Consider the following 19,725-nt stretch of genomic DNA (forward strand, 5'->3'; position numbering starts at 1 on the left):
TTCTCACCCTCTAGGTTCGCGTGGCAGTCCCAGTCCGCGTTCAGCGATGATGTTGCGTTGTATCTGGTCTGTACCGGCGTAGATGGTGTCGGATCGAGACATGAGGTGCATGGTTGTGAGCGAGCCCATGCGTTCGTCGTTGATGCCTATTTCGCCTTGTTGTCCCATGACCGCCATGGCGAGGTCGCCGAGCGCCACGTGCCAGCGGGACCAGTAGAGTTTGTAGGTATAGGCGGCGCCTGTGAGTTCGGGGTTGGCTTCGCCGCCCGATAGCATGCGCAGGGCGTTATAGCGCATGATCTTGAGCCCGGCATGGGCGGTGGCGATCTTCTGGCGGATGAGCGGGTCGCTCGCCTTGCCGTTGGCCTTGGCGATGGCGATGATGTCGTCGAGTTCGTTCTTGAACTGCATCTGCTGGGCCAGCGTGGAGACGCCGCGTTCGAACCCGAGCAGGGCCATGGCGACCTTCCAGCCTTCGCCTTCTTCGCCAATGCGGTCGATGGCGAGGGCTTTGGCTCCGTCGAAGAACACTTCGGCGAACTCGGCCTCGCCGGTCATCTGGCGGATCGGGCGGGGGGTGACCCCGGGCTGGTCCATCGGGACCATGAGGAACGAGAGGCCCTTGTTGCCGACGCTGCTGGGCTGCGTGCGGGCAACCACGAAGCACCAGTCGGCGATCGTGCCCATCGAGGTCCAGATCTTCTGCCCGTCGATGATGTACTTGTCCCCTTCGAGCCGGGCCTTGGTCTTGACGTTGGCCAGTGCCCGATCCCGCGCCGGGTTCAGAATAGCCCTGGCACCAGATCGCCTTGCCGGTGGCGATGTCGGGGAGGAACCGGGCCTTCTGCTCTTCGCTGCCCATGGCGATCAGCGTCGGCCCGAGCAGCTCGACCCCCAGGTGCCCGGCGCGCGGCGGTCCCTTGGCTCTGGCATATTCCTCGGCGAAGATGATCTGCTGGGCGATCGAGGCACCCCGCCCGCCCCATTGCTCAGGCCAGCCAATGACGCTCCAGCGCGCTTCGCCCAGGGCGGCTTCCCAGGCGCGGCGTTCCTCGACATTGTCGACCTGGTTGGTCTGGCCACAAATGGCCTTGAAGGGACCGGCGAGCTGTTCATTGAGCCAGCTCGCGGCCTCCTCGCGGAAGGCTTTCAATTCAGGGGCGAAGGCGAGCTGCATGGATCAGGCGACCTCGAACAGACCGGCAGCGCCCATGCCGCCAGCGACGCACATGGAAACGACCACATATTTGACGCCGCGGCGCTTGCCTTCGATGAGGGCATGGCCCGCGAGACGCGAGCCGGTCATGGCGAAGGGGTGGCCGATGGCGATGCCGCCGCCATTGACGTTGAGCTTGTCCGGATCGATGCCCAAGGTGCGCTGGCAGTAGATCGCCTGGTTGGCGAAGGCTTCGTTGAGTTCCCACAGGCCGATGTCGTCCATCTTGAGGCCTGCGCGCTCGAGCAGCTTGGGGATGGCGAACACAGGACCAATGCCCATTTCATCCGCGCCGCAGCCTGCGACCTGAAAACCCCGATAGATGCCGAGGATGGGCAGGCCCTCCTTCTGCGCGGTGGCCAGGTCCATGACGACCTGGGCCGAGGCGCCGTCGGACAGCTGGCTGGCATTGCCCGCGGTCACATGCTTGCCTTCCTTGATGACCGAGCCGTTCTTGAACACGGGCTTCAATTCAGAAAGCTTTTCGTAGGTGGTGCCCGCGCGGATGCCCTCGTCCTTGGTCAGGGTCAGCTCTTCCTTGCCGGTCTCATTGCCTTCCTTGTCAAAGAGGGCCTTGGTGACCGTGATCGGCACGATCTCGTCATCGAACTTGCCCGCTGCCTGGGCGGCGGCGGCGCGCTGCTGCGACTGGGCGGCAAAGCGGTCCTGATCCTCGCGGGAGATGCCGTAACGCTCGGCGACGATCTCGGCGGTCTCGATCATCACCATATAGGCGTTGGGATCGCGCGCCTTGATGAACTCGGAGCGGTTGCGGAAGGCGGGATAATGCTTGTCGATGGTGAGCGAGACATTTTCCACGCCGCCCGAGACGGCGCAGTCAATCTCGTTGGCGATGATGCCGCGTGCGGCGAACGCCAGCGCGTTGAGGCCGGACGAGCATTTGCGGTCCATCGAAAAACCGCTGGTGGTGTCGGGGAGGACCGAGCCATGGACGGTCAAACGGCCGACATTGTAGCTTTGCGTGTTCCACTGGTTGGCGACGCCCAGATACACGTCATCGACGCGGGCGGGATCGATGCCAGCGCGGGCGATGGCGGCGTCGACCACATGGGAGGACATGAACGGCGCTTCGGTGTCGTTGAACGCGCCGCGATAGGCTTTGCCGACGCCAGTGCGGGCGGTCGAGATGATGGCTGCTTCACGCATGGGTAAATGTCCTTGTCTATTTCTATGTTTCGCGCCCGCCGGGAGAAGGTGGGCGGCTTAGAAGCCGTGCATGTTGGTGGGGCCCCAGAAGGCGCGCATTTCGACGACCTCGTTCGCCTCGTTGAAGCGGAAGGTGTCGATGACGTCGATGCGCTTGTGGCCGCCATCATAGTTGAGGTTCACCGAGAAGGGGAAGACGGCATAGTCGCCTGCCACGCGCACCGGGCCTTCGAGCTTCAATTTCGCGCCGGTCTTCATCGATTCAGCGTAAAAGGCGCGAATCGCCTCGCGGCCCTTGTGGATGGGCGAGCCGATCGGGTCTTCAACGGTTGCATCCTGCGCATAGAGGGCGGCGACCTGGTCGGCGCTGCCCGCTTCGAACGCGGCGACATAGGCGTGGACGGCGGATTCCATCTTGACGGGATCGGGCATGGTTTTGGCTCCAGCTGGGGTAGCGGCGAGAAGGCTCAATGTGAGGGCGAGGATGGCGCGGGCCAAGGCCGTTATTCCGGAAAATAGCGGTTGATGGTGTCGACCACGCAGGCGGGCTTGTCCTGACCTTCGATCTCGACGGTGACGCGGATCACCGCCTGGATGGCGCCGCCCTTCACTTCCTCGACCGAGACGATTTCGCCGGTGCCCCGGATGCGCGAGCCAACGACCACCGGATTGAGGAAGCGGGTCCTGTCCATGCCGACATTGACCCCTGCCGAAAACCGCCGGACCTCGATGATCTGGGGCATGAACAGGTTGACGAGGGAGAGGGTCAAGTAACCATGCGCGATGGTCGCGCCGAACGGACCGTCCTTGGCGCGCACCGGATCGACATGGATCCACTGATGGTCGCCGGTGCACTCGGCAAAGGCGTCGATCCGCGACTGGTCGATGGTGAGCCAGTCGGCGGTGTCGAGCTTGGCGCCTTCCTTGCCGAGCAGGTCGCGCGGGCTTTCGAAGATGGTCGCCATCGCTTAAGCCCGCTGGCTCGAGACCGCGACGATCTCGCCGGTCATGTAGGAGGAGAGGTCAGAGGCGAGGAACATCATCACATTGGCGATTTCCCAGACCTCGGCGGGGCGCTTGAACGCTTCCTTCTCGACCAGCTTGTCCAAAGCTTCCTGGGTGGTCACCTTGGCGAGGAACGGGTGCATGGCAAGGCTGGGCGAGACCGCATTGATGCGCACGCCATGTTCGGCCGCCTCGATTGCGGCGCAGCGGGTGAAGGCCATGACCCCTGCCTTGGCGGCGGCATAATGAGCCTGGCCCTTTTGCGCGCGCCAGCCCAGCACCGAGGCGTTGTTGACCATGACGCCCGACTTGTTCGCGTACATGCTGGGCAGGAACGCGCGGGTCATGCGGAACAGCGAGGTCAGGGTGACGTCGAACACGCGCGCCCACTGTTCGTCGGTCATATCGACGATGTCGGCCTCGCCGCCAAGGCCCGCATTGTTGATGAGGACATCGACTTTGTCGAGCGCCGAGAGCGATGCGTCGCGCAGGGCCTGCACGGCCTCCTCGCTGGTGACGTCGCACACGAAGGTGGCGGGACGCTCGACCTTCGCCTCGTCGGCGATCCGGTCGGCCGCTTCATTGAGGCGGCGTTCATGGAAGTCGCTGATGAGGAGCTTTGCCCCTTCCTCGGCGGCGCGCTTGGCGGCGGCAAAGCCGATGCCGGTGCCGGCCGCGGCGGTCACCACCACGGTCTTGCCCTTGAGCATGCCCAGCGGGGTGGGATAGGGGGGCACAGGAGAAGTCGGGGTCATGCGGCGTCCTTCATGATGATCTGGGCGAGGGCTTCGCGATGCTGGTCGGGGGTTCCGAGCCAGCTGGCGCAAGCTCTGGCGCGCTTGAAATAGAGATGGGCGTGATGTTCCCAGGTGAAGCCGATGCCGCCATGAAGCTGGATGGCGTCGCCTGTGACCGAGCAATAGGCGTCGGACACATAGGCGCGCGCGGCGTGCGCCGCCTCGGCTAGTTCCTCGCCATTTTCATCGATCGCGGCGGCGGCATAATAGGCGGCCGAGCGCGAGGCTTCGACCAGCAACATCATGTCGGCGAGCATATGTTTATACGCCTGGAACGAGCCGATGAGGCGGCCGAACTGGACGCGCTGCTTGGCATAGTCGACCGTGGCGTCGAGGCTGTATTGCATCCCGCCGGTCTGTTCGGCGGTGAGCAGGCCAGCGCCGATGGTGAGGGTACGCTCGATCGCGGCCTTGGCGCTGCCGGGCGCGCCGAGGATCATGCTGTCGGTCACTTCGCAAGCGAAGGTCAGCGTCGCAAAGCGGCGGGTGCGGTCGAGCGCGGGCAGCGCCTCGATGACAAGGCCGGGGGTGTCGGCTTCGAGGACGACGAGGCTGTCGTCAGCGGTGGCCACCACGATCAGCTGTGCGACATGGCCGAAGGTCACGAACTGCGCGGTGCCGCTGAGCTTGCCGTTTGACAAGGTCGGGCGGCTTGCGGTCCCGGCGAAACTCGCGCGCGTGCCCGACGCGAGGCGGGGGAGCAGCGCTGCCTTCTGTTTCTCGCTGCCTGCCGCCAGGATGGCTTGCACGGCGAGCACGGCGGTTTCGAAGAAGGGCACGGGCGCGAGGACCCGGCCGGTTTCTTCGAGGACCAGCGCCATTTCGACCGCGCCCAGGCCCAGGCCACCCAGGCTTTCCGGGATCATCAGCCCGGTAAAGCCCATCTCGCCAAGGCTCGACCACAGGCTCTCGTCAAAGCCGCTCGTCCCTTCGACGGCGGCGCGGATGACATCCGGGTTGGCGGCGTCGGTCAGGAAGTCACGCGCCGCTTCCTGGATCGCGCGCTGGTCGTCGCTGAGCGCGAAGTCCATCAGGCGGCTCCGTAAACGGGCTTTGCAGGCTCGCGGGTTTGGAGAAGCCCCCGCACGATCGCGTCCATCTCGCTGGCGTCAATCCGCGCACCCTTGTCGAAGGCGGGGCTGTCGGTCCAGCCTTGCGAGAGGAAGACCTGTCCGCCCTTCAATTCAAACACCTGGCCCGTCACGCCCTTCGACTGTTCCGACACCAGATAGGCGACCAGCGGCGCCATGTTTTCCGGCGCGAACAGGTCGAACTCGCCTTCTTTCGCCTCCATGTCGAACGCGCCGGTATTGGTCATGCGGGTGCGGGCATTGGGCGCGAGCGCATTGGCGGTGATGCCCAGGCGGCGAAGCTCGGCGGCCTGCACGAGGGTGAGCGTGGCGATGCCGCCCTTGGCGGTCGAATAGGCCGACTGGCCGACCGACCCTTGCAGGCCCGCACCCGACGTCGTGTTGATGATGCGCGCATCGACCGGGTTGCCGGCCTTGCTTTGCGCGCGCCAATATTCAGCGGCGTGGCGCGAGGTGCAGAAATGGCCGCGCAGATGGACGCGGATCACCGCGTCCCATTCTTCCGGGCTACAGGTGAAGAACATGCGGTCGCGCACGAAGCCTGCATTGTTGACTACGGCATGAAGCGCCCCAAAGCTGTCGAGCGCCTGTTCGACCATGCGCTTGCCTGAGTCCCATTCAGCGACATCGTCGGTGTTGGCGACGGCCTGCCCGCCCATCGCCTTGATCTCATCGACCACCTGCTCGGCCGCGCCCTTGGTCTCGCCCGCCTCGCCATGGGTGCCAACGCCAAGGTCGTTGACCACGACCTTGCAGCCTTGCGCCGCGAGACCCAGCGCATAGGCCTTGCCCAGCCCATTGCCCGCCCCGGTCACGATCGCAACACGTCCTTCGCAGATACCCACTTGCCTTACTCCTTCATTGCGCTGCGACGGGGATCAGCAGATGCTGGCTCAAGTCCCCAACGAGATCGAGCAGGGAATAATCCCGCCCGGAAAAATGCCATGCCCCGTCCGTGCGGACGAAGGCGTCATGATAGCGGCCCGCGCAGATCGCCTGGAGCGGCAGGTCCTGCGTTGCCTGAAACACGGTATAGTAAGAGCGGCAGGTGGCGGTGCCCGCGTCCTCGTCCACCTCGACGATGGGATTGGTGATGACATGTTTGGTGCGCGGCGTGCCATCGTCATGGATGCGCACATGGGCCTGCCAGAGGGCCAGCATCGGCGCTGCCCCTTCGACCACTTCGCCGCCGCCGGTCTTGATCCGGGCGCGCGCGAACAGGGCGGCGACGGCTTCCAGATCGCCTGCGTCCATCAGTTCGGCATAGCGGTAGAGGAGGTTGGTGATGGCGACAGCGCTGTTCATGCTTGGCCTTCCCGCTGCGCCGCCTGGCGTTCGCGATGCTGGGCGGTCTCGCCGGTGAGGCGCACGGCGACAGCGTCCGACGCCACGCGCTGCGCCTGCCGCTCCGGGCTGGCTGCGCGCAGCGGCTCGGCCTCGACCAGCCCAGTCAGCGCGGCCTTGGCGAGCTTTTGATATTCGCCCTCGCCATCGTTGCGCCAGGTGACCTGGTGCGGCTCGAACGTCTTGACCACCTTGGCTGGGTTGCCGACGACCAGGCTGCGCGGCGGGGTCACCGTGTCGGACTTCACAAGGGCAAGGGCGGCGACGAGATTTTCCGCGCCGATCACCGCATTGTCGAGGATCACGGCGTTCATGCCGATGAGCGCATTTTCGCCGATCTCGCAGCCATGGATGATCGACCCATGGGCGATGGTCGCTCCCCGGCGGATGACCGTGTCGCGCAACTGGTTGGCATGGACCGACACATTGTCCTGGATCGAGCTGTCGCCTTCCACCACGATCCGCCCGAAATCGCCCCGCAGCGAAGCACCCGGCGCGATGAAGCAGCCCGGCCCCACGATCACGTCGCCGATCAGCGACGCGAGCGGATGGACGTAGCTGGTCGGATCGACAACGGGAACAATCCCCTGATAGGCGTAGGCGGGCATCGGGGCTGGGTCCCTTAGAGCCGCTCGATGATGGTGACGTTGGCCTGGCCGCCGCCTTCGCACATGGTCTGGAGGCCATAGCGGCCGCCGGTGCGTTCAAGGGCGCCCAGCAGCGTGGTCATCAGCCGCGCGCCGGTAGCCCCGATCGGATGGCCGAGCGCGATCGCGCCGCCCTGCACATTGACCTTGTCGTGCGGGATGGCGAGTTCCTTCATCCAGGCCATGGTGACGCTGGCGAACGCCTCATTGCATTCGAACAGATCGATGTCACCGATCGCCATGCCCGCCTTCTTGAGCGCATATTGGGTGGCGGGGATCGGGCCGGTCAGCATCCATACCGGGTTGGCGGCGCGGACCGAGAGATGGTGGATGCGCGCGCGGGGCTTCAAACCATGGTCCTTGACCGCCTGCTCGCTGGCGATCAGCAGCGCGGCGGCGGCGTCGCAATTCTGGCTGGCGACCCCTGCGGTGACGATGCCGCCTTCATTGACGGGCTTCAAGGACGCGAGGCCCTCAAGCGAGGTGGTGGGGCGGATGGTTTCGTCGCGGGTGAGGCCCTCGAGCGCCGTCACTTCCTTGTCGAACCAGCCATTGTCCCAGGCGGCCTGCGCGCGCTGATGGCTGGCGAGGGCGAAGGCTTCCATCGCTTCGCGGCTGATGCCCCATTTGTCGGCGATCATCTCGGCCGACTTGATCTGGTTGACCTCTTCCATGCCATAGCGTTCGACCCAGCCCTTCGACCCGTGGAAGGGGCTGTCGAAGCCATATTGCGCGCCTGCGATCATCGCCGCCATGATCGGGATCTGGTTCATCGCCTGGCTGCCGCCCGCGACCACCAGGGCCTGGGTGCCGCTCATGACGCCTTGCGCGGCGAAGTGGACGGCCTGCTGGGAGGAGCCGCATTGGCGGTCGACGGTGACGCCGGGGATTTCCTCCGGCAGGCCTGCGACCAGCCATGCGGTGCGGCCGATATCGCCTGCTTGGCCGCCGATCGTCTCGGTGCAGCCCCACACCACGTCATCGACGCCTGACGGGTCGATGCCGGTGCGCTTGACCAGTTCGCGGATCGGGTGCGCGCCAAGGTCGGCGGGATGGACGGCGGCGAGGCTGCCCTTCTTGCGGCCGATGGGGGTGCGGACGGCATCGACGATATAGGCTTCAGGCATTTTCAAGCTTCCTGCTTTTGTCCAGCGTCTCTGGCAAAGGTCTGGTCCGGCCCCATGGGCTGGGTGAAGATGCGCGTGGCGATGCGCGCGCGGTGATGAGCGGGGGTGCCCCAGCTTTGCGTCAGGGCAAGGGCGCGCTTCAAGAAGAGGTGGACGTCCACCTCCCAGCTGTAACCCATCGCGCCATGCACCTGGATCGAGGCGCGGGCGGCCTTGTCGGCGGCCTCAAGGGCCACCAGCTTGGCATGGCTGACACGGGCGCGGGCCTGCACGTCGCGGGCGCCGATTTCCGCAGCGGCGGCGGCGACCACCGGCTTGGCGAATTCAATCGCGACCTGAGCGGAGGCCAGGTGATGCTTGACCGCCTGATAGCTGCCGATGGGCTTTCCGAACTGCTGCCGTTCCTTGGCATAGTCGACGGCGAGGTCGACCGACCGCTGGGCAAGGCCCAGCCCAAAGGCAGCGTTGAACAGCGCCGCGCGGTCGAGCGCCAAGTCCCAATCCGCCTTGCCCAAAGCCGTCGCCTTGTCCTTGCTCCACGCGACGGAGAAGATGCGGCGGAACGGATCGATGCTGGGCTGCGCCGTCAGCATCACCTGATCGGGCGTCACCAGATAGGCCTCACCGCCATCATGCAGGATAATAGCCGCCGCGCTGTCCGCATTGGCGACGAAGGGGTTGAGCGGATGCTGGATCGCAATCGTCGCGCTCGGATCGGCCAGCACGTCACTGTCGGGGGCCAGCGCCGCCAGCATCGGCGCGGCGACCCCTGCGCTTTCCACCAACGGCTCGGGCAGCGCGACATAACCCGCTTCCTGCGCAATCAGGGCAAAGTCAGTCTCGCCAAGCCCGATGCCACCCGCGCTTTCGGGCAGCAGCACCAGCGTCAGCCCGGTTTCCACGATGGAGGCCCAGCGCGCATCGTCGCGCGCCACGCCTGCTTCCATCATCTTGCGCCAATGATCGGGCGTGCAGCTGTCGGCGAACAGCGAGCGCGCGGTCTCGGCGAACATCAGCTGTTCTTCGCTTAAGGTGAAATCCATCTTAAATCCCCTTAGCGCGGCAGGCCGAGCATGCGCTCGGCGATGATGTTGCGCTGGATCTCGTTGGAGCCTGCATAGATGGGGCCTGCGAGCGCGAAGATATAGTCGTCGATCCAGTCGACGGGGTTTGCGTCCGGCGCTTCGTGCGTGAGTTCGGCCTGCGGTCCCAGGATATTGAGCGCGGTTTGCGTGAGGTGAATGTCGAGTTCCGACCAGAAGATCTTGTTGGTCGACGCCTCCGGGCCGATCTTGGCGCCCGCCATCAGCCGCGAGGCGGTCTGGTAGATATTGAGCGCATAGGCGTCGGCATTCATGTGCGCGCGTACGACATCGGCTTCGAGGGCCGGGTCGGCCGTTTCCTTGTTGGCGGTCCACAGCTCGGCAAGCTTCTTCGCTGCCACCTGATAGCGGGCGGGCGAGCGCAGCATGAGGCCGCGTTCGAAACCGGCGGTCGCCATGCAGATATGCCAGCCCTGGCCCTCGTCGCCGAGGCGATTGAAGGCGGGGACGCGGACATTTTCAAGGAAGATCTCGGCAAAACCGACATGGCCGTTGATCTTCTTGATCGCGTTCACCGTGACGCCCGGCGCATTCAGTGGGAAGAAGATGAGGCTCATCCCCTTATGCCGCTCGCTGCCCGGCTCGCGGAACAGGCCGAACGCCCAGTCGGCGAACACCGCGCGGCTCGACCAGATCTTGTGGCCATTGAGGATATAGTCGTCGCCCTCGCGGACGGCGGTAGCGCGCACGCCAGCAAGGTCCGAGCCTGCCATCGGTTCGGACCAGGCCTGCGCCCAGATTTCCTCGCCCGACGCCATTTTGGGGAGGAAGCGCTGCTTCTGCTCATGGGTGCCGAATTCGATGAGCGTGGGCCCGAGCAGGAAGATGCCATTCTGGTTGACGCGGCCGGGCGCGCCTGCGCGATAATATTCTTCCTCGAAAATCAGCCACTGGATGAGGTCGAGGCCGCGCCCGCCATATTCGCGTGGCCAGGTCACCATGCCCCAGTCGCCGGACTTCAAGGTCTTTTCCCATTCCCGGTGCGCCTCGAAACCCTCGCGCGTGGCGTCGAAATGCTCGAGCGGATGCTCAGGCACATGGGCTTCAAGCCAGCTGCGCATTTCGGCGCGGAACGCCTGCTGCTCGGGAGTGTAATTCAGGTCCATCAGAATTTCGCCGCGCCCTTGTTCTCCACGAAGGCGTCGCGCGCCTTCTGGCTGTCTTCATGCATGTACATTTCGAGCGTGAAGCCCTGTTCGATCCGGTAATGGGCCGAGGGGTCGGTGGGCTCGATGAGATTGAGCGCCTGCTTGGCGATGACCAGCGCCGCGCGGCTCTTGGACGCGATGATTTCGCAGAAAGCGTAGGCCTCGTCCTTGAGCTTCTCCAAGGGCACCACCTTGTGCACCGAGCCGTGGCGATAGGCATCCTCAACCGGGATGCGCCCGCCGGTGAAGAAATTGGCGCGCACCATCTGGACCGGCAGCATGCGGCTCATGAAGGCGGCTCCCCCCATCGCGCCGCGATCGATCTCGGGCAGCGAGAAATAGGCGCCTTCCGCCGCGATCAGCGCGTCGCAGGCGCCCGCGATATTGACGCCGCCGCCGATGACGAAGCCGTGGAGCGCGCCGACCACGGGGATCGCGCATTCGCGGATCGCCTTGAAGGTCAGGTAATTATCCTTGTTGAGCTTGGCGATGCGCTCGGGATGGGCCTGCATCTCCTTGATGTCGACGCCGCCGCAGAAACCGCGGCCTTCGGCGCGGATCAGGATGCACTTCACATCTTCGTTCGCCGCCGCTTCGTAAACCATGGCCGGGATCGATTCCCAACCCTTGGTGTCGAAGGCGTTGACCGGCGGATGGTCGAACAGGATTTCGGCGATGGCGCCCTTGACGGTCAGCGTAATCGGCATTGTCTTCCCTCTTCCTCAGGCGGCGCTGGCGGTCTCGCGGCCCATCGCGGCGAGCGCGGCCAGGCGCTCATGCGCCTCGGCGACGATGCGATCGACCAGGTCCTGGCAGCTGGGTATTTCAACGATGCGTCCGCCGACCACGCCGGTCGCCATCACGCCATGTTCGATGTCGCCCTCGACCACCGCCTTCTGGATCAGCATCGGCATGGTCGCGGCCATCATCGCCTGCTTCAATGGCATCGCGCCATGGGCGGTCATGCCGCGCGCCGACTTGATGAAATCCATCCAGCTCGCGCCGGTCTGCTTCTTCATAGCCATGCCCGCCTCGATCGCGCGCAGCCACATGCCCAAGGAACCGGACTTTTCGATCCGGTCCATCAATTTGGTGCGGACCATCCGCTGCGGAATGCCGTCGAGCTTGGTCGTGACGACGATGCGGTCGGTCGAGGCCTTGAGATATTCCGCCTTGGCGCTGTCGGGCACCGGGCTTTCCCTGGTCAGCAGGAACCGCGTGCCCATCGCGATGCCGACCGCGCCATAGGCGAGTGCTGCCGCCAGCCCGCGCCCGTCGGCAAAGCCGCCGCTCGCGATCACCGGCACCTTGACCGCATCCAGCACCTGGGGGAGCAGCACGGTGGTGGGGACAGAGCCTGTATGCCCGCCGCCTTCGCCGCCCTGGACATTGACCATGTCGACGCCCAGTTCGACCATCTTCTGCGCATGTTTGACCGCGCCGACCGTGGGAATGCACAGGATGCCCGCATCCTTGAAGCGGCCGATCATTTTCGCGTTGGGGCCGCGCCCGAAGGAGACGGCGCGCACCTGATCCTTGTTGGCGAGGATCAGCTCGACGATTGCGTCAGCGCCGGGCTGAAAGCTGTGGAAGTTGACGCCGAAGGGCCGGTCGGTGCCCTTGCGGACGGCGAGCAGCTTCTCGCGCGCTTCGTCCGGCGTCATCACCGCCGCGCCGAGGAAGCCGAAGGCGCCCGCATTGCTCGACCCGATGACGAGGCTGGGTTCCGCCACCCAGCCCATCGCGGTCTGGATGATCGGCCAGCGGCAGCCAAGCCGCTCCGTCAGGATCGTGTGCAGCGGATCGCCCATCATTCGCTCGCCTGTTTCTTATTGGCCTCGGCCATCTTCTTGGCATCGAGGCCCGCGATCGAACTGCCCTGGACGAGGTCGTTCTGGGCATGGGCGAAATGGTGCATATGATATTGCGCGTCCATCGCGTTGCGCTTGCCCATCAGCTCCTCGACATGGTTGATCGCCTGCTTGGTCAGCCAGTTGCCAAGGCGGGGCTGGGCGACGAGCTTGGCCGCCATGCCTGCCACCGTCTCGCGCAGCGCCTCGCGGGAGACGATCTTGTTGACCATGCCGAAGCTTTCGGCCCGCTGCGCGCTCATCCGCTCGCCCAGTAGCAGGAATTCCTTGGCGACGCGCGGGGGGAGTTCATAGGCGTGGGCGAAATATTCGACGCCCGGGATGCCCATGCGGTTGACCGGGTCCTGGAAGAAGGCGTCGTCGGTCGCGACGATGAGGTCGCACACCCAGGCGAGCATGAGGCCGCCCGCGACGCAGGCCCCCTGCACCATGGCGATGGTGGGCTTGGGCGCATCGCGCCAGCGCCGGCACATGCCGACATATTGCTCCTTCTCGCGGGTGTAGAGCAGTTCGGCCGCGGGCTTGTTGACATGGCCGGGCACCAGCAGCCGGTTCTCGAAATGCTGGTGCACGTCGCGGCCCGGCGTGCCGATGTCATGGCCAGCGGAGAAATGCTTGCCGTTGCCGCCCAGCACGATCGCGCGCACATCGTCATCGTTCACGGCGCGTACGAACGCGTCATCAAGGGCATAGGTCATCTGGCCGTTCTGGGCGTTGTTGAAGCCCGGACGGTTCATCATGATCCACGCGACATGGTCGATCACCTCATAGGTGACCGGCTCATCCGTTTCGTAAACAATGTCGACCTGCTGCGGTTCGACCAGGCGGTCGGTCTCGTTCATCGTCAGGCTGCCCTTCTGTCTCCGGCCGGATTGTCCTTGAACACGGTCGCGCGGACATTATTGGGGTCGATCCTGGCGATCAGCTCCAGCTGCTCGGCCGTTGGCGCGGGCGTGGTGGGGATTTCGCCATCGATTTTTGCCAGCGGGAAGCCGGTATTGTCCTGCACTTCCTCGAACGTCACACCCGGATGCAGCGAGATCACGCGGATCTGGTGATCCGGCCCGCCGAAATCCATCACGCAAAGGTTGGTGATGATGCGGCGCAAGTCCAGGCCCTGGGCGCAGCGCCATTGCGGTAGCGCGCCGGGTTGTAGCCCGCCATGCACACGAAATCGACCTCGCCTTCCACGAACGCACGCTTGTTGTGGTTGGCAAAGAAGAAGCTGTTGGGATGGCTGATCGAGTTGCCGGGGAAGCCGCGCGCGCCGAGCATCGCTGCCTTGGGCTTCTTATGGTCGCCGATCACCGAGATGTTCGCCTGGCCATAACGGTCGATCTGCACCGGGCCAACCAGCGCATGGCGGCGGCCGCTCCAGAGCGCCGAGAAGACGCGGTCATAATTGGCGATGCCTTCAAATTCCGGCTCGGCGGTGCGCTTGCCCGGGCCGACCGGCTCGCTGGTGTACCAGGCCTCGCCATCGGTGGTCTGGATCGCGGGCGCGAAGCTCAGTTTGGCAAGGCCAGCGCCGATGCGGGGGAGGGGGCCGATGCCGGTCGCCATCACCTCGCCATTCTCGCGCCAAACTTCGGCGCAGGCGGCGATGACGAGTTCAGCGAGCGAATAGCTGTTCTGGGTCATGGGTCTCTCGCTTAGTAAATGGGGACGGGGAGCTGCTTGACGGCGTCCGCGCCGCCGATCGCTGCCTGATAATCGGCTTCCGACACGTCGATATATTTCGCCTTATACTCGGCCCAGGCTTCGGGCGAGGCGGCGCTTTCGACATAGGTCTTGATGTGCTTGAGATCGAGCTGATAGTCGGGGTCAGCGCTCGAGGGATGCGCGCCCAAGGGTGCCTCGGCAACGCCGGTGATCATCGCGCGCTCGACGAGGTTGTAGCGGCTGTTCTTCTTCATATCGAGCTCAGCCGTCGGCACGATCTTCTCGACCGTCGCGTAGCTTTTCTTGGCTGCGCGCACGAGCAGTTCATCGAAGATCGGATCGACCGAGAGGGTGAGGATATTGCCGCGCTCGTCGGAACGATGGGCATGGATCAGGGCGATGTCGGGCACCAGCGCTGGCATGGCGACGAATTCCTCGCCATCGGCATAGGGGCTCTTCACGAATTTGAAGTCGAAGCCGTCCTGCGTGATGATGTCGGTGCCGATGCCCACGCGCGTCGGCAGGAAGGGCAGCTTCATCGCGCCTGCGCGCAGACCCCAATGATACATGCCCTCGTCAAGCTCGAGCACCTCGAAGGCGCCCGCCTGGCGGGCGTTGCGGAAATGGGGTTCGAGCGGATAATGGTCGAGGCTGGCAAAGGCGAAGACCAGCTTCCTGATCTTGCCGGTGGCGGCGAGCAGGCCGATGTCCATGCCGCCATAGCCCGCCATGACGGTCAGGTCTTTCAGGTTCGATCGGGCGATGGCGCGGATCAGCGCCATGGGCTTGCGGCGCGTGGCCCACCCGCCGATGCCGATGGTCATCCCGTCGGAAATCTGGTCGACGATGTCGTCGACGCTCATGCGCTTGTCGAGCATAATGTCAGTCATCCTTTTGCGTCAGTCCTGCTCATGAGCCCATTTATGGCCCCAGTCGCTTACAGAAAGGCTGGTGGTGGGGACCCAGGTCGCCGGGTCGATTACAAGGCCGTTCCAGCCATATTCGATGTCGAAGCCGCCGGGCGTCTGCATGTAGAAGCTGGTCATCTTGTCGTTGACATGACGACCCAGTGTTGCCGAGAGCGGCACCTTGCCCTTGCTCTTCAAAACCCGGTCATAGGCGCGGCCGACATCCTCAAGGGAGCCGACCTCGAGCATCATGTGGACAGCGCCATTGGGGCTTTCGGGCAGCTGGCCAAGCGCCAGGCTGTGGTGGCGCGGGTTGCAGTGCATGAAGGCAAAGCCCACGCCCGGATCGTCCGCGCCCCCACCCATCAGGTAGAAGCGGCCAAGGTCGGTGTCGCCAAAGCCCATAACGTCTTTATAAAAAGCGTGGGTCTCGTCGAAATTGGGGGCAGTGAGCACGACATGGCCCATCCCCATGTCGCCGTCCGCGCCATGGGGGCTGCCGGTCACGAAGCGGCTGACGCCCGCGGGCGAGACGAAGGGGGCATAGTCGACGAAGCGGCCGTAGAAGAGCTCCATCGGGTTACCCGCCGGGTCGGACGAGCGGGCCAGTTCATAGACCTGACGGCCACGCGCTTCCATGACCCCCGCCCGTTCCACCGGACGGCCCGCCGCCTCGAGGCGGGCCAGCACTGATTCGAAAGCGTCACGATTCGCGCATTCCCAGCCCGGCGCCACGAAGCGGTCGGCCGCGCCTTTCTGCACCCGCAGGCGCCAGGGCCGGTCGTCCATGCGGAACAGCGCGACGTCCTCGCTTGCCGAAGGCGCCGCCATCAGCCCTGCGATATTGCAGGCAAAATCCTGCCAGGCGCCCAGGTCCCGCGCCTCGATCACTACATAGCCTAGCGATATCACTGCCATTTCAAGCGCCTCGCCTTCTTTCCTGTCTGCCAGCCATGCTCTGCCGCAGAGCGTTTCAAAATGGCCTTCCCCATACGCATATGGCAAGCGCTGCCGCCTGTTTCGCACTTGCAGGGGGAGGCGCAGTTAAGCGCGCTCACGAGCTTATGGCAATTCGTTCCCAATCCGCCTATAAGCAACGGCCCAAATGCGCAAGCCCTGTTTGCCTTGACAGTTTGCGTAATAGCAGTTTACATAAACTACGCATATAGCAAATCTGAAGTAGAGTCGCCTACAATGGAGAAGATCATGACCGGGGCAGTAGCAAGCCGACCCATTGACGAGGCGAATGCCGGGATACCTTCACCCGAAAGTCTGATCGCCAAAGCCAGGGCCATGATCCCGACGCTGCGCCAGCGCGCGCGCGCCTGCACCATCGCCCATGACGTGCCCCCCGAAACCGTCGCCGAGATGAAGGCAGCAGGCTTCTTCCGCGTGCTCCAGCCCAAGCGTTACGGCGGCTATGAGATGCACCCCAATGTCTTCTTCGAGATCCAGAAGGCGCTGGCCGAAGGCTGCATGTCGACAGGCTGGATCTACGGCGTGCTGGGCTGCCATCCCTATGAACTCGCCCTCTTCCATGACGAGGCGCAGAAGGAAGTGTGGGGCGATAACCCCGACATGCTCGTCTCCTCCACCTATCAGCCGGTCGGCAAGGTGGAGAAGGTCGAAGGCGGCTTCTACCTGTCGGGCCGCTGGGGCTTCTCCTCAGGCTCCTCCCATTGCGGTTGGGTGCTGCTTGGCGCGATCAATTTCGACACCGATGGCGGCCCGCCCGACATGCGCACCTTCCTGTTGCCGCGCTCCGACTATCAGGTGATCGAAGGCACCTGGGACACGTTCGGCCTTCAGGGTACCGGCAGCTTCGACATCGTCGTCGAGCGCGTGTTCGTGCCCGAACACCGCACCCACAAGGCCAGCGACGGCTTTGCCGGGACCAATCCGGGCCAGGAAACCAACACCGCCCCGCTCTACCGCATCCCCTGGGCGCAGCTCTTCATCCGCTCGGTCTCCAGCGCCGCCTTCGGCGGCATCCGCGCCGCCACTGGCGCTGCGATGGAGATCATGGGCAACCGCGTCTCGACCAACACCGGCAAGGCGTCCAAGGCCGACCCCAATCTCCACGCCGCCATCGCCCGCGCGATCGCCGAGACCAACGAGATGGAACTCACCCACCGCACGACCTTCAATGACCTCATGGACTATGCGGGCCGCAATGAGCCCGTGCCGATGGAAAAGCGCGCGCTCTTTGCCTACCAGTCCGCCAGCGTCGTGCGCCGCATGGCCGAACTCGCCGACGGCATGGTCAAGCTGCTGGGCGGCCGGGCGGTCTATATGTCGAGCCCGATCCTCCAGCCCTGGCTCGACCTCCACGCCGCGCGCGCTCATGTCGCCAATGACCCGGCCAACCGCACCAGCGATGTCATCGGCACGATCAATGGCGAACCGCCCGCTTTCACCTTTATCTGAAGCGAGCATCTGACCATCTGACATCTGGACAGCATCGGGCCAGGACAAAAGAGGATATCCATGGGCAGTGAATTGATCCGCAAGACCTATAGCGTTGCGGGCGGATATGAGATTTCGATCGCGGAAATCGCAGGGGCGCAGGCAAACGCCCCCACCGTCATCTTCATCCATGGCAGCGGCCCCGGCGCATCGGGCGCGTCCAACTTCCGCAACAATGCGCAAGATTTTGCCGATGCCGGTTACCGCGTCATCCTGCCCGACCTCATCGGCTATGGCGCCTCCTCCAAGCCCGAGACCGACTATCCCCTCGAGCTGTTTACCCAGACCCTGCTCGATGCCCTCGCGCAGCATGGGATCACCGGCGGCCACCTCATCGGCAATTCGCTGGGCGGCGGCATCGCCCTCCAGATCGCGCTCGACCACCCTGAATTCACCATCGGCAAGCTCGTCCTGATGGCGCCGGGCTGCGTGGCGGAACAGATGAGCTATTTCACCATGCCCGGCATCGCCAAGATGCGCTCGGGCTTTGGCAGCCCTGAATTCAACATCGAGGAACAGCGCCGCCTGATCGGCAACCTCATGCATCCTTCCTCGCTCCATCACGTCACCGACGCGCTGGTCGAGGAACGTTTTGCCGTCGCGCGCACCCAGCCCAAGGATGTGCTCGCCCGCGTCAAGACCCCCGACCTTGGGCCGCGCCTGGGCGAGGTCAAGCAGCCCATCTTCGTCCTCTGGGGCCTCAATGACGAATTCTGTCCCGAAAGCCACGCCCGTCTCTTCCTCGACGCCTGCCCCGACGTGCGCTGCCTCACCTTCTCGCAGACCGGCCATTGGGTGCAGGTCGAGCGGGCGGCAGAGTTCAACCGCTACTCGCTGGACTTCCTGAAGAATGGCTGACGCTGCTCCTGCGCAATCCGTGCCTGTTCCAGAGCCCGTCGATGTCACCGCTGGCCTTAAGGGCGCGATGCGCCGCCTGCCCTCGGGCGTGGCGATCGTCACCGCGCTGGGCGAGGGCAAGACGCCGGTCGGCATGGCCGCGACCTCGATCACCTCACTCACCATGGATCCGCCAGCGGTCCTCGTCTGCGTCAACCAGACAGCGGGCATCCACGCCCATCTCTCGCCTGGCTGTCCGGTCAGCATCAACCTCCTCTCGCGCCACCAGCGCGAAGTGTCGGCAGCATTCGGCGGCGCGGTGGCGCGCGAGGCGCGCTTTGGCGTTGGCAGCTGGACCCCCGATGCCCATGGCCTTCCCATCCTCGATGAAGCGCAGGCCAACCTCTCCTGCACGATCGAGAGCATGACCCCCTTTGGCACCCACAGCATCGTCATCGCCCGGGTCAAGGCGGTGCGCCTGTCCGACGCGGTCGATCCCCTCATCTTCCAGGACGGAGCCTATCTGTGAGCGACCTTAACGCCCAGAGCCTGAACGACAGCCTTGCGGACGAGCTCTACCAGGCGCTGCGCGAGGGGCGCACCGTGCCGCCGCTCATCGCCCGCCATCCGGAACTCACCATCGATGATGCCTATGCGATCTCCCTGGGCGCGCTCGAACGCCGCAAGGCGGACGGCGAGCGCGTCATCGGCAAGAAGATCGGCGTCACCTCCAAGGCCGTGCAGGACATGCTGGGCGTGCACCAGCCCGATTTCGGTTTCCTGACCGACCGCATGTATATCGAGGGCGATATCGATGTCGCGGCAAACGGCCTCATCGCGCCGCGCGCCGAGGCGGAGATCGGCTTCATCCTGAAAGACAGCCTCAAGGGGCCGGGCGTCACGGCGGAAGATGTGATCGCTGCGACGGAGAGCATCGTTCCCTGTTTCGAGATCGTCGATAGCCGCATCCAGGACTGGAAGATCGGCATCGTCGATACCGTCGCCGACAATGCCTCCTGCGGCGTCTATGTGCTGGGCGAGGCGCGCGCAAACCCACGCGACCATGACCTCCCCAATCTCCATGTCACCGTCACCAAGAATGGGCAGCCCCTGTCGGAAGGCTATGGCCATGCGGTGCAGGGTTCGCCCGCACAGGCGGTCGCCTGGCTCGCCAACACGCTGGGCGCCTATGGGGTAACGCTCGACGCCGGGGATGTGATATTGTCGGGCAGCCTGGTGCCGCTCGAACCGGCCAAGGCAGGAGACGTGTTCGAGATGCAGCTCCACGGGGTTGGCAGCTGCACCGCGCGCTTTATCTGAATATGAAAAGTGGCGC

General features: G+C 64.6%; 23 protein-coding genes and 1 pseudogene. 4 read left to right on the top strand and 20 right to left on the bottom strand.

Annotated elements, in window-relative coordinates; genetic code table 11:
* Positions 1-3: 3 nt before the first annotated feature.
* From ACWNC0_RS00170 to ACWNC0_RS00265, 20 genes and pseudogenes are all read right to left on the bottom strand, one after another.
* Positions 4-789, bottom strand: coding sequence for an acyl-CoA dehydrogenase family protein (locus tag ACWNC0_RS00170; protein ID WP_449469828.1), 786 nt, complete (start codon positions 787-789; stop codon positions 4-6).
* A gap of 79 nt (positions 790-868) precedes the next feature.
* Positions 869-1,177, bottom strand: a pseudogene (locus ACWNC0_RS00175) (acyl-CoA dehydrogenase family protein); the annotation flags it as partial.
* Positions 1,178-1,180: 3 nt separating this feature from the next.
* Positions 1,181-2,383, bottom strand: coding sequence for an acetyl-CoA C-acyltransferase (locus tag ACWNC0_RS00180; protein WP_449468729.1), 1,203 nt, complete (start codon positions 2,381-2,383; stop codon positions 1,181-1,183).
* 57 nt (positions 2,384-2,440) lie between these two features.
* The gene (locus ACWNC0_RS00185; protein WP_449468731.1) at positions 2,441-2,881 is read right to left on the bottom strand and encodes a nuclear transport factor 2 family protein; all 441 of its coding nucleotides are present in this window, start codon (positions 2,879-2,881) and stop codon (positions 2,441-2,443) included.
* 5 nt (positions 2,882-2,886) lie between these two features.
* The gene (locus ACWNC0_RS00190) at positions 2,887-3,348 is read right to left on the bottom strand and encodes a MaoC family dehydratase (protein WP_449468733.1); all 462 of its coding nucleotides are present in this window, start codon (positions 3,346-3,348) and stop codon (positions 2,887-2,889) included.
* A 3-nt stretch (positions 3,349-3,351) separates the two neighbouring features.
* A complete protein-coding gene (locus ACWNC0_RS00195) occupies positions 3,352-4,143 on the bottom strand; it encodes an SDR family oxidoreductase (protein ID WP_449468735.1) in 792 nt (263 codons plus the stop codon).
* Positions 4,140-5,216, bottom strand: coding sequence for an acyl-CoA dehydrogenase family protein (locus tag ACWNC0_RS00200; RefSeq protein WP_449468737.1), 1,077 nt, complete (start codon positions 5,214-5,216; stop codon positions 4,140-4,142). The genes ACWNC0_RS00195 and ACWNC0_RS00200 overlap by 4 nt, the downstream gene beginning before the upstream one ends.
* Positions 5,216-6,121, bottom strand: a complete 906-nt coding sequence (locus ACWNC0_RS00205) for an SDR family oxidoreductase (RefSeq protein ID WP_449468738.1) — start codon at positions 6,119-6,121, stop codon at positions 5,216-5,218. Before ACWNC0_RS00205 ends, ACWNC0_RS00200 begins: the two co-directional genes overlap by 1 nt.
* 13 nt (positions 6,122-6,134) lie before the next feature.
* The gene (locus tag ACWNC0_RS00210) at positions 6,135-6,581 is read right to left on the bottom strand and encodes a nuclear transport factor 2 family protein (protein ID WP_449468740.1); all 447 of its coding nucleotides are present in this window, start codon (positions 6,579-6,581) and stop codon (positions 6,135-6,137) included.
* Positions 6,578-7,228, bottom strand: a complete 651-nt coding sequence (locus ACWNC0_RS00215; protein ID WP_449468741.1) for a gamma carbonic anhydrase family protein — start codon at positions 7,226-7,228, stop codon at positions 6,578-6,580. The genes ACWNC0_RS00210 and ACWNC0_RS00215 overlap by 4 nt, the downstream gene beginning before the upstream one ends.
* 14 nt (positions 7,229-7,242) lie before the next feature.
* A complete protein-coding gene (locus ACWNC0_RS00220; RefSeq protein WP_449468742.1) occupies positions 7,243-8,394 on the bottom strand; it encodes an acetyl-CoA C-acetyltransferase in 1,152 nt (383 codons plus the stop codon).
* Positions 8,395-8,396: 2 nt separating this feature from the next.
* Positions 8,397-9,437 (bottom strand): acyl-CoA dehydrogenase family protein, encoded by a 1,041-nt coding sequence (locus ACWNC0_RS00225; protein WP_449468744.1) that lies wholly within the window; start codon positions 9,435-9,437, stop codon positions 8,397-8,399.
* An 11-nt stretch (positions 9,438-9,448) separates the two neighbouring features.
* The gene (locus tag ACWNC0_RS00230; protein ID WP_449468746.1) at positions 9,449-10,603 is read right to left on the bottom strand and encodes an acyl-CoA dehydrogenase; all 1,155 of its coding nucleotides are present in this window, start codon (positions 10,601-10,603) and stop codon (positions 9,449-9,451) included.
* A complete protein-coding gene (locus tag ACWNC0_RS00235; protein ID WP_449468747.1) occupies positions 10,603-11,352 on the bottom strand; it encodes an enoyl-CoA hydratase family protein in 750 nt (249 codons plus the stop codon). Before ACWNC0_RS00235 ends, ACWNC0_RS00230 begins: the two co-directional genes overlap by 1 nt.
* Positions 11,353-11,367: 15 nt before the next feature.
* The gene (locus tag ACWNC0_RS00240; protein ID WP_449468749.1) at positions 11,368-12,459 is read right to left on the bottom strand and encodes an NAD(P)H-dependent flavin oxidoreductase; all 1,092 of its coding nucleotides are present in this window, start codon (positions 12,457-12,459) and stop codon (positions 11,368-11,370) included.
* Entirely contained in the window at positions 12,456-13,358 is a 903-nt protein-coding gene (locus ACWNC0_RS00245; RefSeq protein WP_449468751.1) for an enoyl-CoA hydratase, read from the bottom strand. Before ACWNC0_RS00245 ends, ACWNC0_RS00240 begins: the two co-directional genes overlap by 4 nt.
* Before the next feature lie 2 nt (positions 13,359-13,360).
* Positions 13,361-13,624, bottom strand: coding sequence for a hypothetical protein (locus ACWNC0_RS00250; protein WP_449468752.1), 264 nt, complete (start codon positions 13,622-13,624; stop codon positions 13,361-13,363).
* Positions 13,594-14,157, bottom strand: coding sequence for a hypothetical protein (locus ACWNC0_RS00255; RefSeq protein ID WP_449468754.1), 564 nt, complete (start codon positions 14,155-14,157; stop codon positions 13,594-13,596). Before ACWNC0_RS00255 ends, ACWNC0_RS00250 begins: the two co-directional genes overlap by 31 nt.
* 11 nt (positions 14,158-14,168) lie before the next feature.
* Positions 14,169-15,068: a CoA transferase subunit A gene (locus ACWNC0_RS00260; protein WP_449468756.1), complete on the bottom strand. Its 900-nt coding sequence runs from the start codon at positions 15,066-15,068 to the stop codon at positions 14,169-14,171.
* Positions 15,069-15,077: 9 nt separating this feature from the next.
* On the bottom strand, positions 15,078-16,004 hold the full coding sequence (locus tag ACWNC0_RS00265) for a VOC family protein (protein WP_449468757.1): 927 nt from the start codon (positions 16,002-16,004) through the stop codon (positions 15,078-15,080).
* A gap of 288 nt (positions 16,005-16,292) precedes the next feature.
* Here ACWNC0_RS00265 and ACWNC0_RS00270 point away from each other — a divergent pair, with 288 nt between their 5' ends.
* From ACWNC0_RS00270 to ACWNC0_RS00285, 4 genes are read left to right on the top strand one after another with little or no spacing between them, the layout of a single operon-like run.
* Positions 16,293-17,513: an acyl-CoA dehydrogenase family protein gene (locus ACWNC0_RS00270; RefSeq protein WP_449468759.1), complete on the top strand. Its 1,221-nt coding sequence runs from the start codon at positions 16,293-16,295 to the stop codon at positions 17,511-17,513.
* Between the two features lie 60 nt (positions 17,514-17,573).
* Entirely contained in the window at positions 17,574-18,410 is an 837-nt protein-coding gene (locus ACWNC0_RS00275; RefSeq protein WP_449468761.1) for an alpha/beta fold hydrolase, read from the top strand.
* The gene (locus ACWNC0_RS00280; RefSeq protein WP_449468763.1) at positions 18,403-18,918 is read left to right on the top strand and encodes a flavin reductase family protein; all 516 of its coding nucleotides are present in this window, start codon (positions 18,403-18,405) and stop codon (positions 18,916-18,918) included. Before ACWNC0_RS00275 ends, ACWNC0_RS00280 begins: the two co-directional genes overlap by 8 nt.
* Positions 18,915-19,709, top strand: a complete 795-nt coding sequence (locus ACWNC0_RS00285; RefSeq protein ID WP_449468764.1) for a fumarylacetoacetate hydrolase family protein — start codon at positions 18,915-18,917, stop codon at positions 19,707-19,709. The genes ACWNC0_RS00280 and ACWNC0_RS00285 overlap by 4 nt, the downstream gene beginning before the upstream one ends.
* Positions 19,710-19,725: the final 16 nt, after the last annotated feature.

It is taken from the genome of Sphingobium chungangianum (assembly GCF_977014255.1).

What these genes read in the sequence shown, in the direction of transcription:
- ACWNC0_RS00200 (WP_449468737.1), bottom strand. Translation starts at nt 5,216, where the DNA reads ATGGACTTCGCGCTCAGCGACGACCAGCGCGCGATCCAGGAAGCGGCG.
- ACWNC0_RS00240 (WP_449468749.1), bottom strand. Translation starts at nt 12,459, where the DNA reads ATGATGGGCGATCCGCTGCACACGATCCTGACGGAGCGGCTTGGCTGC.
- ACWNC0_RS00190 (WP_449468733.1), bottom strand. Translation starts at nt 3,348, where the DNA reads ATGGCGACCATCTTCGAAAGCCCGCGCGACCTGCTCGGCAAGGAAGGC.
- ACWNC0_RS00235 (WP_449468747.1), bottom strand. Translation starts at nt 11,352, where the DNA reads ATGCCGATTACGCTGACCGTCAAGGGCGCCATCGCCGAAATCCTGTTC.
- ACWNC0_RS00215 (WP_449468741.1), bottom strand. Translation starts at nt 7,228, where the DNA reads ATGCCCGCCTACGCCTATCAGGGGATTGTTCCCGTTGTCGATCCGACC.
- ACWNC0_RS00245 (WP_449468751.1), bottom strand. Translation starts at nt 13,358, where the DNA reads ATGAACGAGACCGACCGCCTGGTCGAACCGCAGCAGGTCGACATTGTT.
- ACWNC0_RS00255 (WP_449468754.1), bottom strand. Translation starts at nt 14,157, where the DNA reads ATGACCCAGAACAGCTATTCGCTCGCTGAACTCGTCATCGCCGCCTGC.
- ACWNC0_RS00180 (WP_449468729.1), bottom strand. Translation starts at nt 2,383, where the DNA reads ATGCGTGAAGCAGCCATCATCTCGACCGCCCGCACTGGCGTCGGCAAA.
- ACWNC0_RS00195 (WP_449468735.1), bottom strand. Translation starts at nt 4,143, where the DNA reads ATGACCCCGACTTCTCCTGTGCCCCCCTATCCCACCCCGCTGGGCATG.
- ACWNC0_RS00220 (WP_449468742.1), bottom strand. Translation starts at nt 8,394, where the DNA reads ATGCCTGAAGCCTATATCGTCGATGCCGTCCGCACCCCCATCGGCCGC.
- ACWNC0_RS00210 (WP_449468740.1), bottom strand. Translation starts at nt 6,581, where the DNA reads ATGAACAGCGCTGTCGCCATCACCAACCTCCTCTACCGCTATGCCGAA.
- ACWNC0_RS00260 (WP_449468756.1), bottom strand. Translation starts at nt 15,068, where the DNA reads ATGACTGACATTATGCTCGACAAGCGCATGAGCGTCGACGACATCGTC.
- ACWNC0_RS00225 (WP_449468744.1), bottom strand. Translation starts at nt 9,437, where the DNA reads ATGGATTTCACCTTAAGCGAAGAACAGCTGATGTTCGCCGAGACCGCG.
- ACWNC0_RS00275 (WP_449468761.1), top strand. Translation starts at nt 17,574, where the DNA reads ATGGGCAGTGAATTGATCCGCAAGACCTATAGCGTTGCGGGCGGATAT.
- ACWNC0_RS00230 (WP_449468746.1), bottom strand. Translation starts at nt 10,603, where the DNA reads ATGGACCTGAATTACACTCCCGAGCAGCAGGCGTTCCGCGCCGAAATG.
- ACWNC0_RS00265 (WP_449468757.1), bottom strand. Translation starts at nt 16,004, where the DNA reads ATGGCAGTGATATCGCTAGGCTATGTAGTGATCGAGGCGCGGGACCTG.
- ACWNC0_RS00280 (WP_449468763.1), top strand. Translation starts at nt 18,403, where the DNA reads ATGGCTGACGCTGCTCCTGCGCAATCCGTGCCTGTTCCAGAGCCCGTC.
- ACWNC0_RS00270 (WP_449468759.1), top strand. Translation starts at nt 16,293, where the DNA reads ATGACCGGGGCAGTAGCAAGCCGACCCATTGACGAGGCGAATGCCGGG.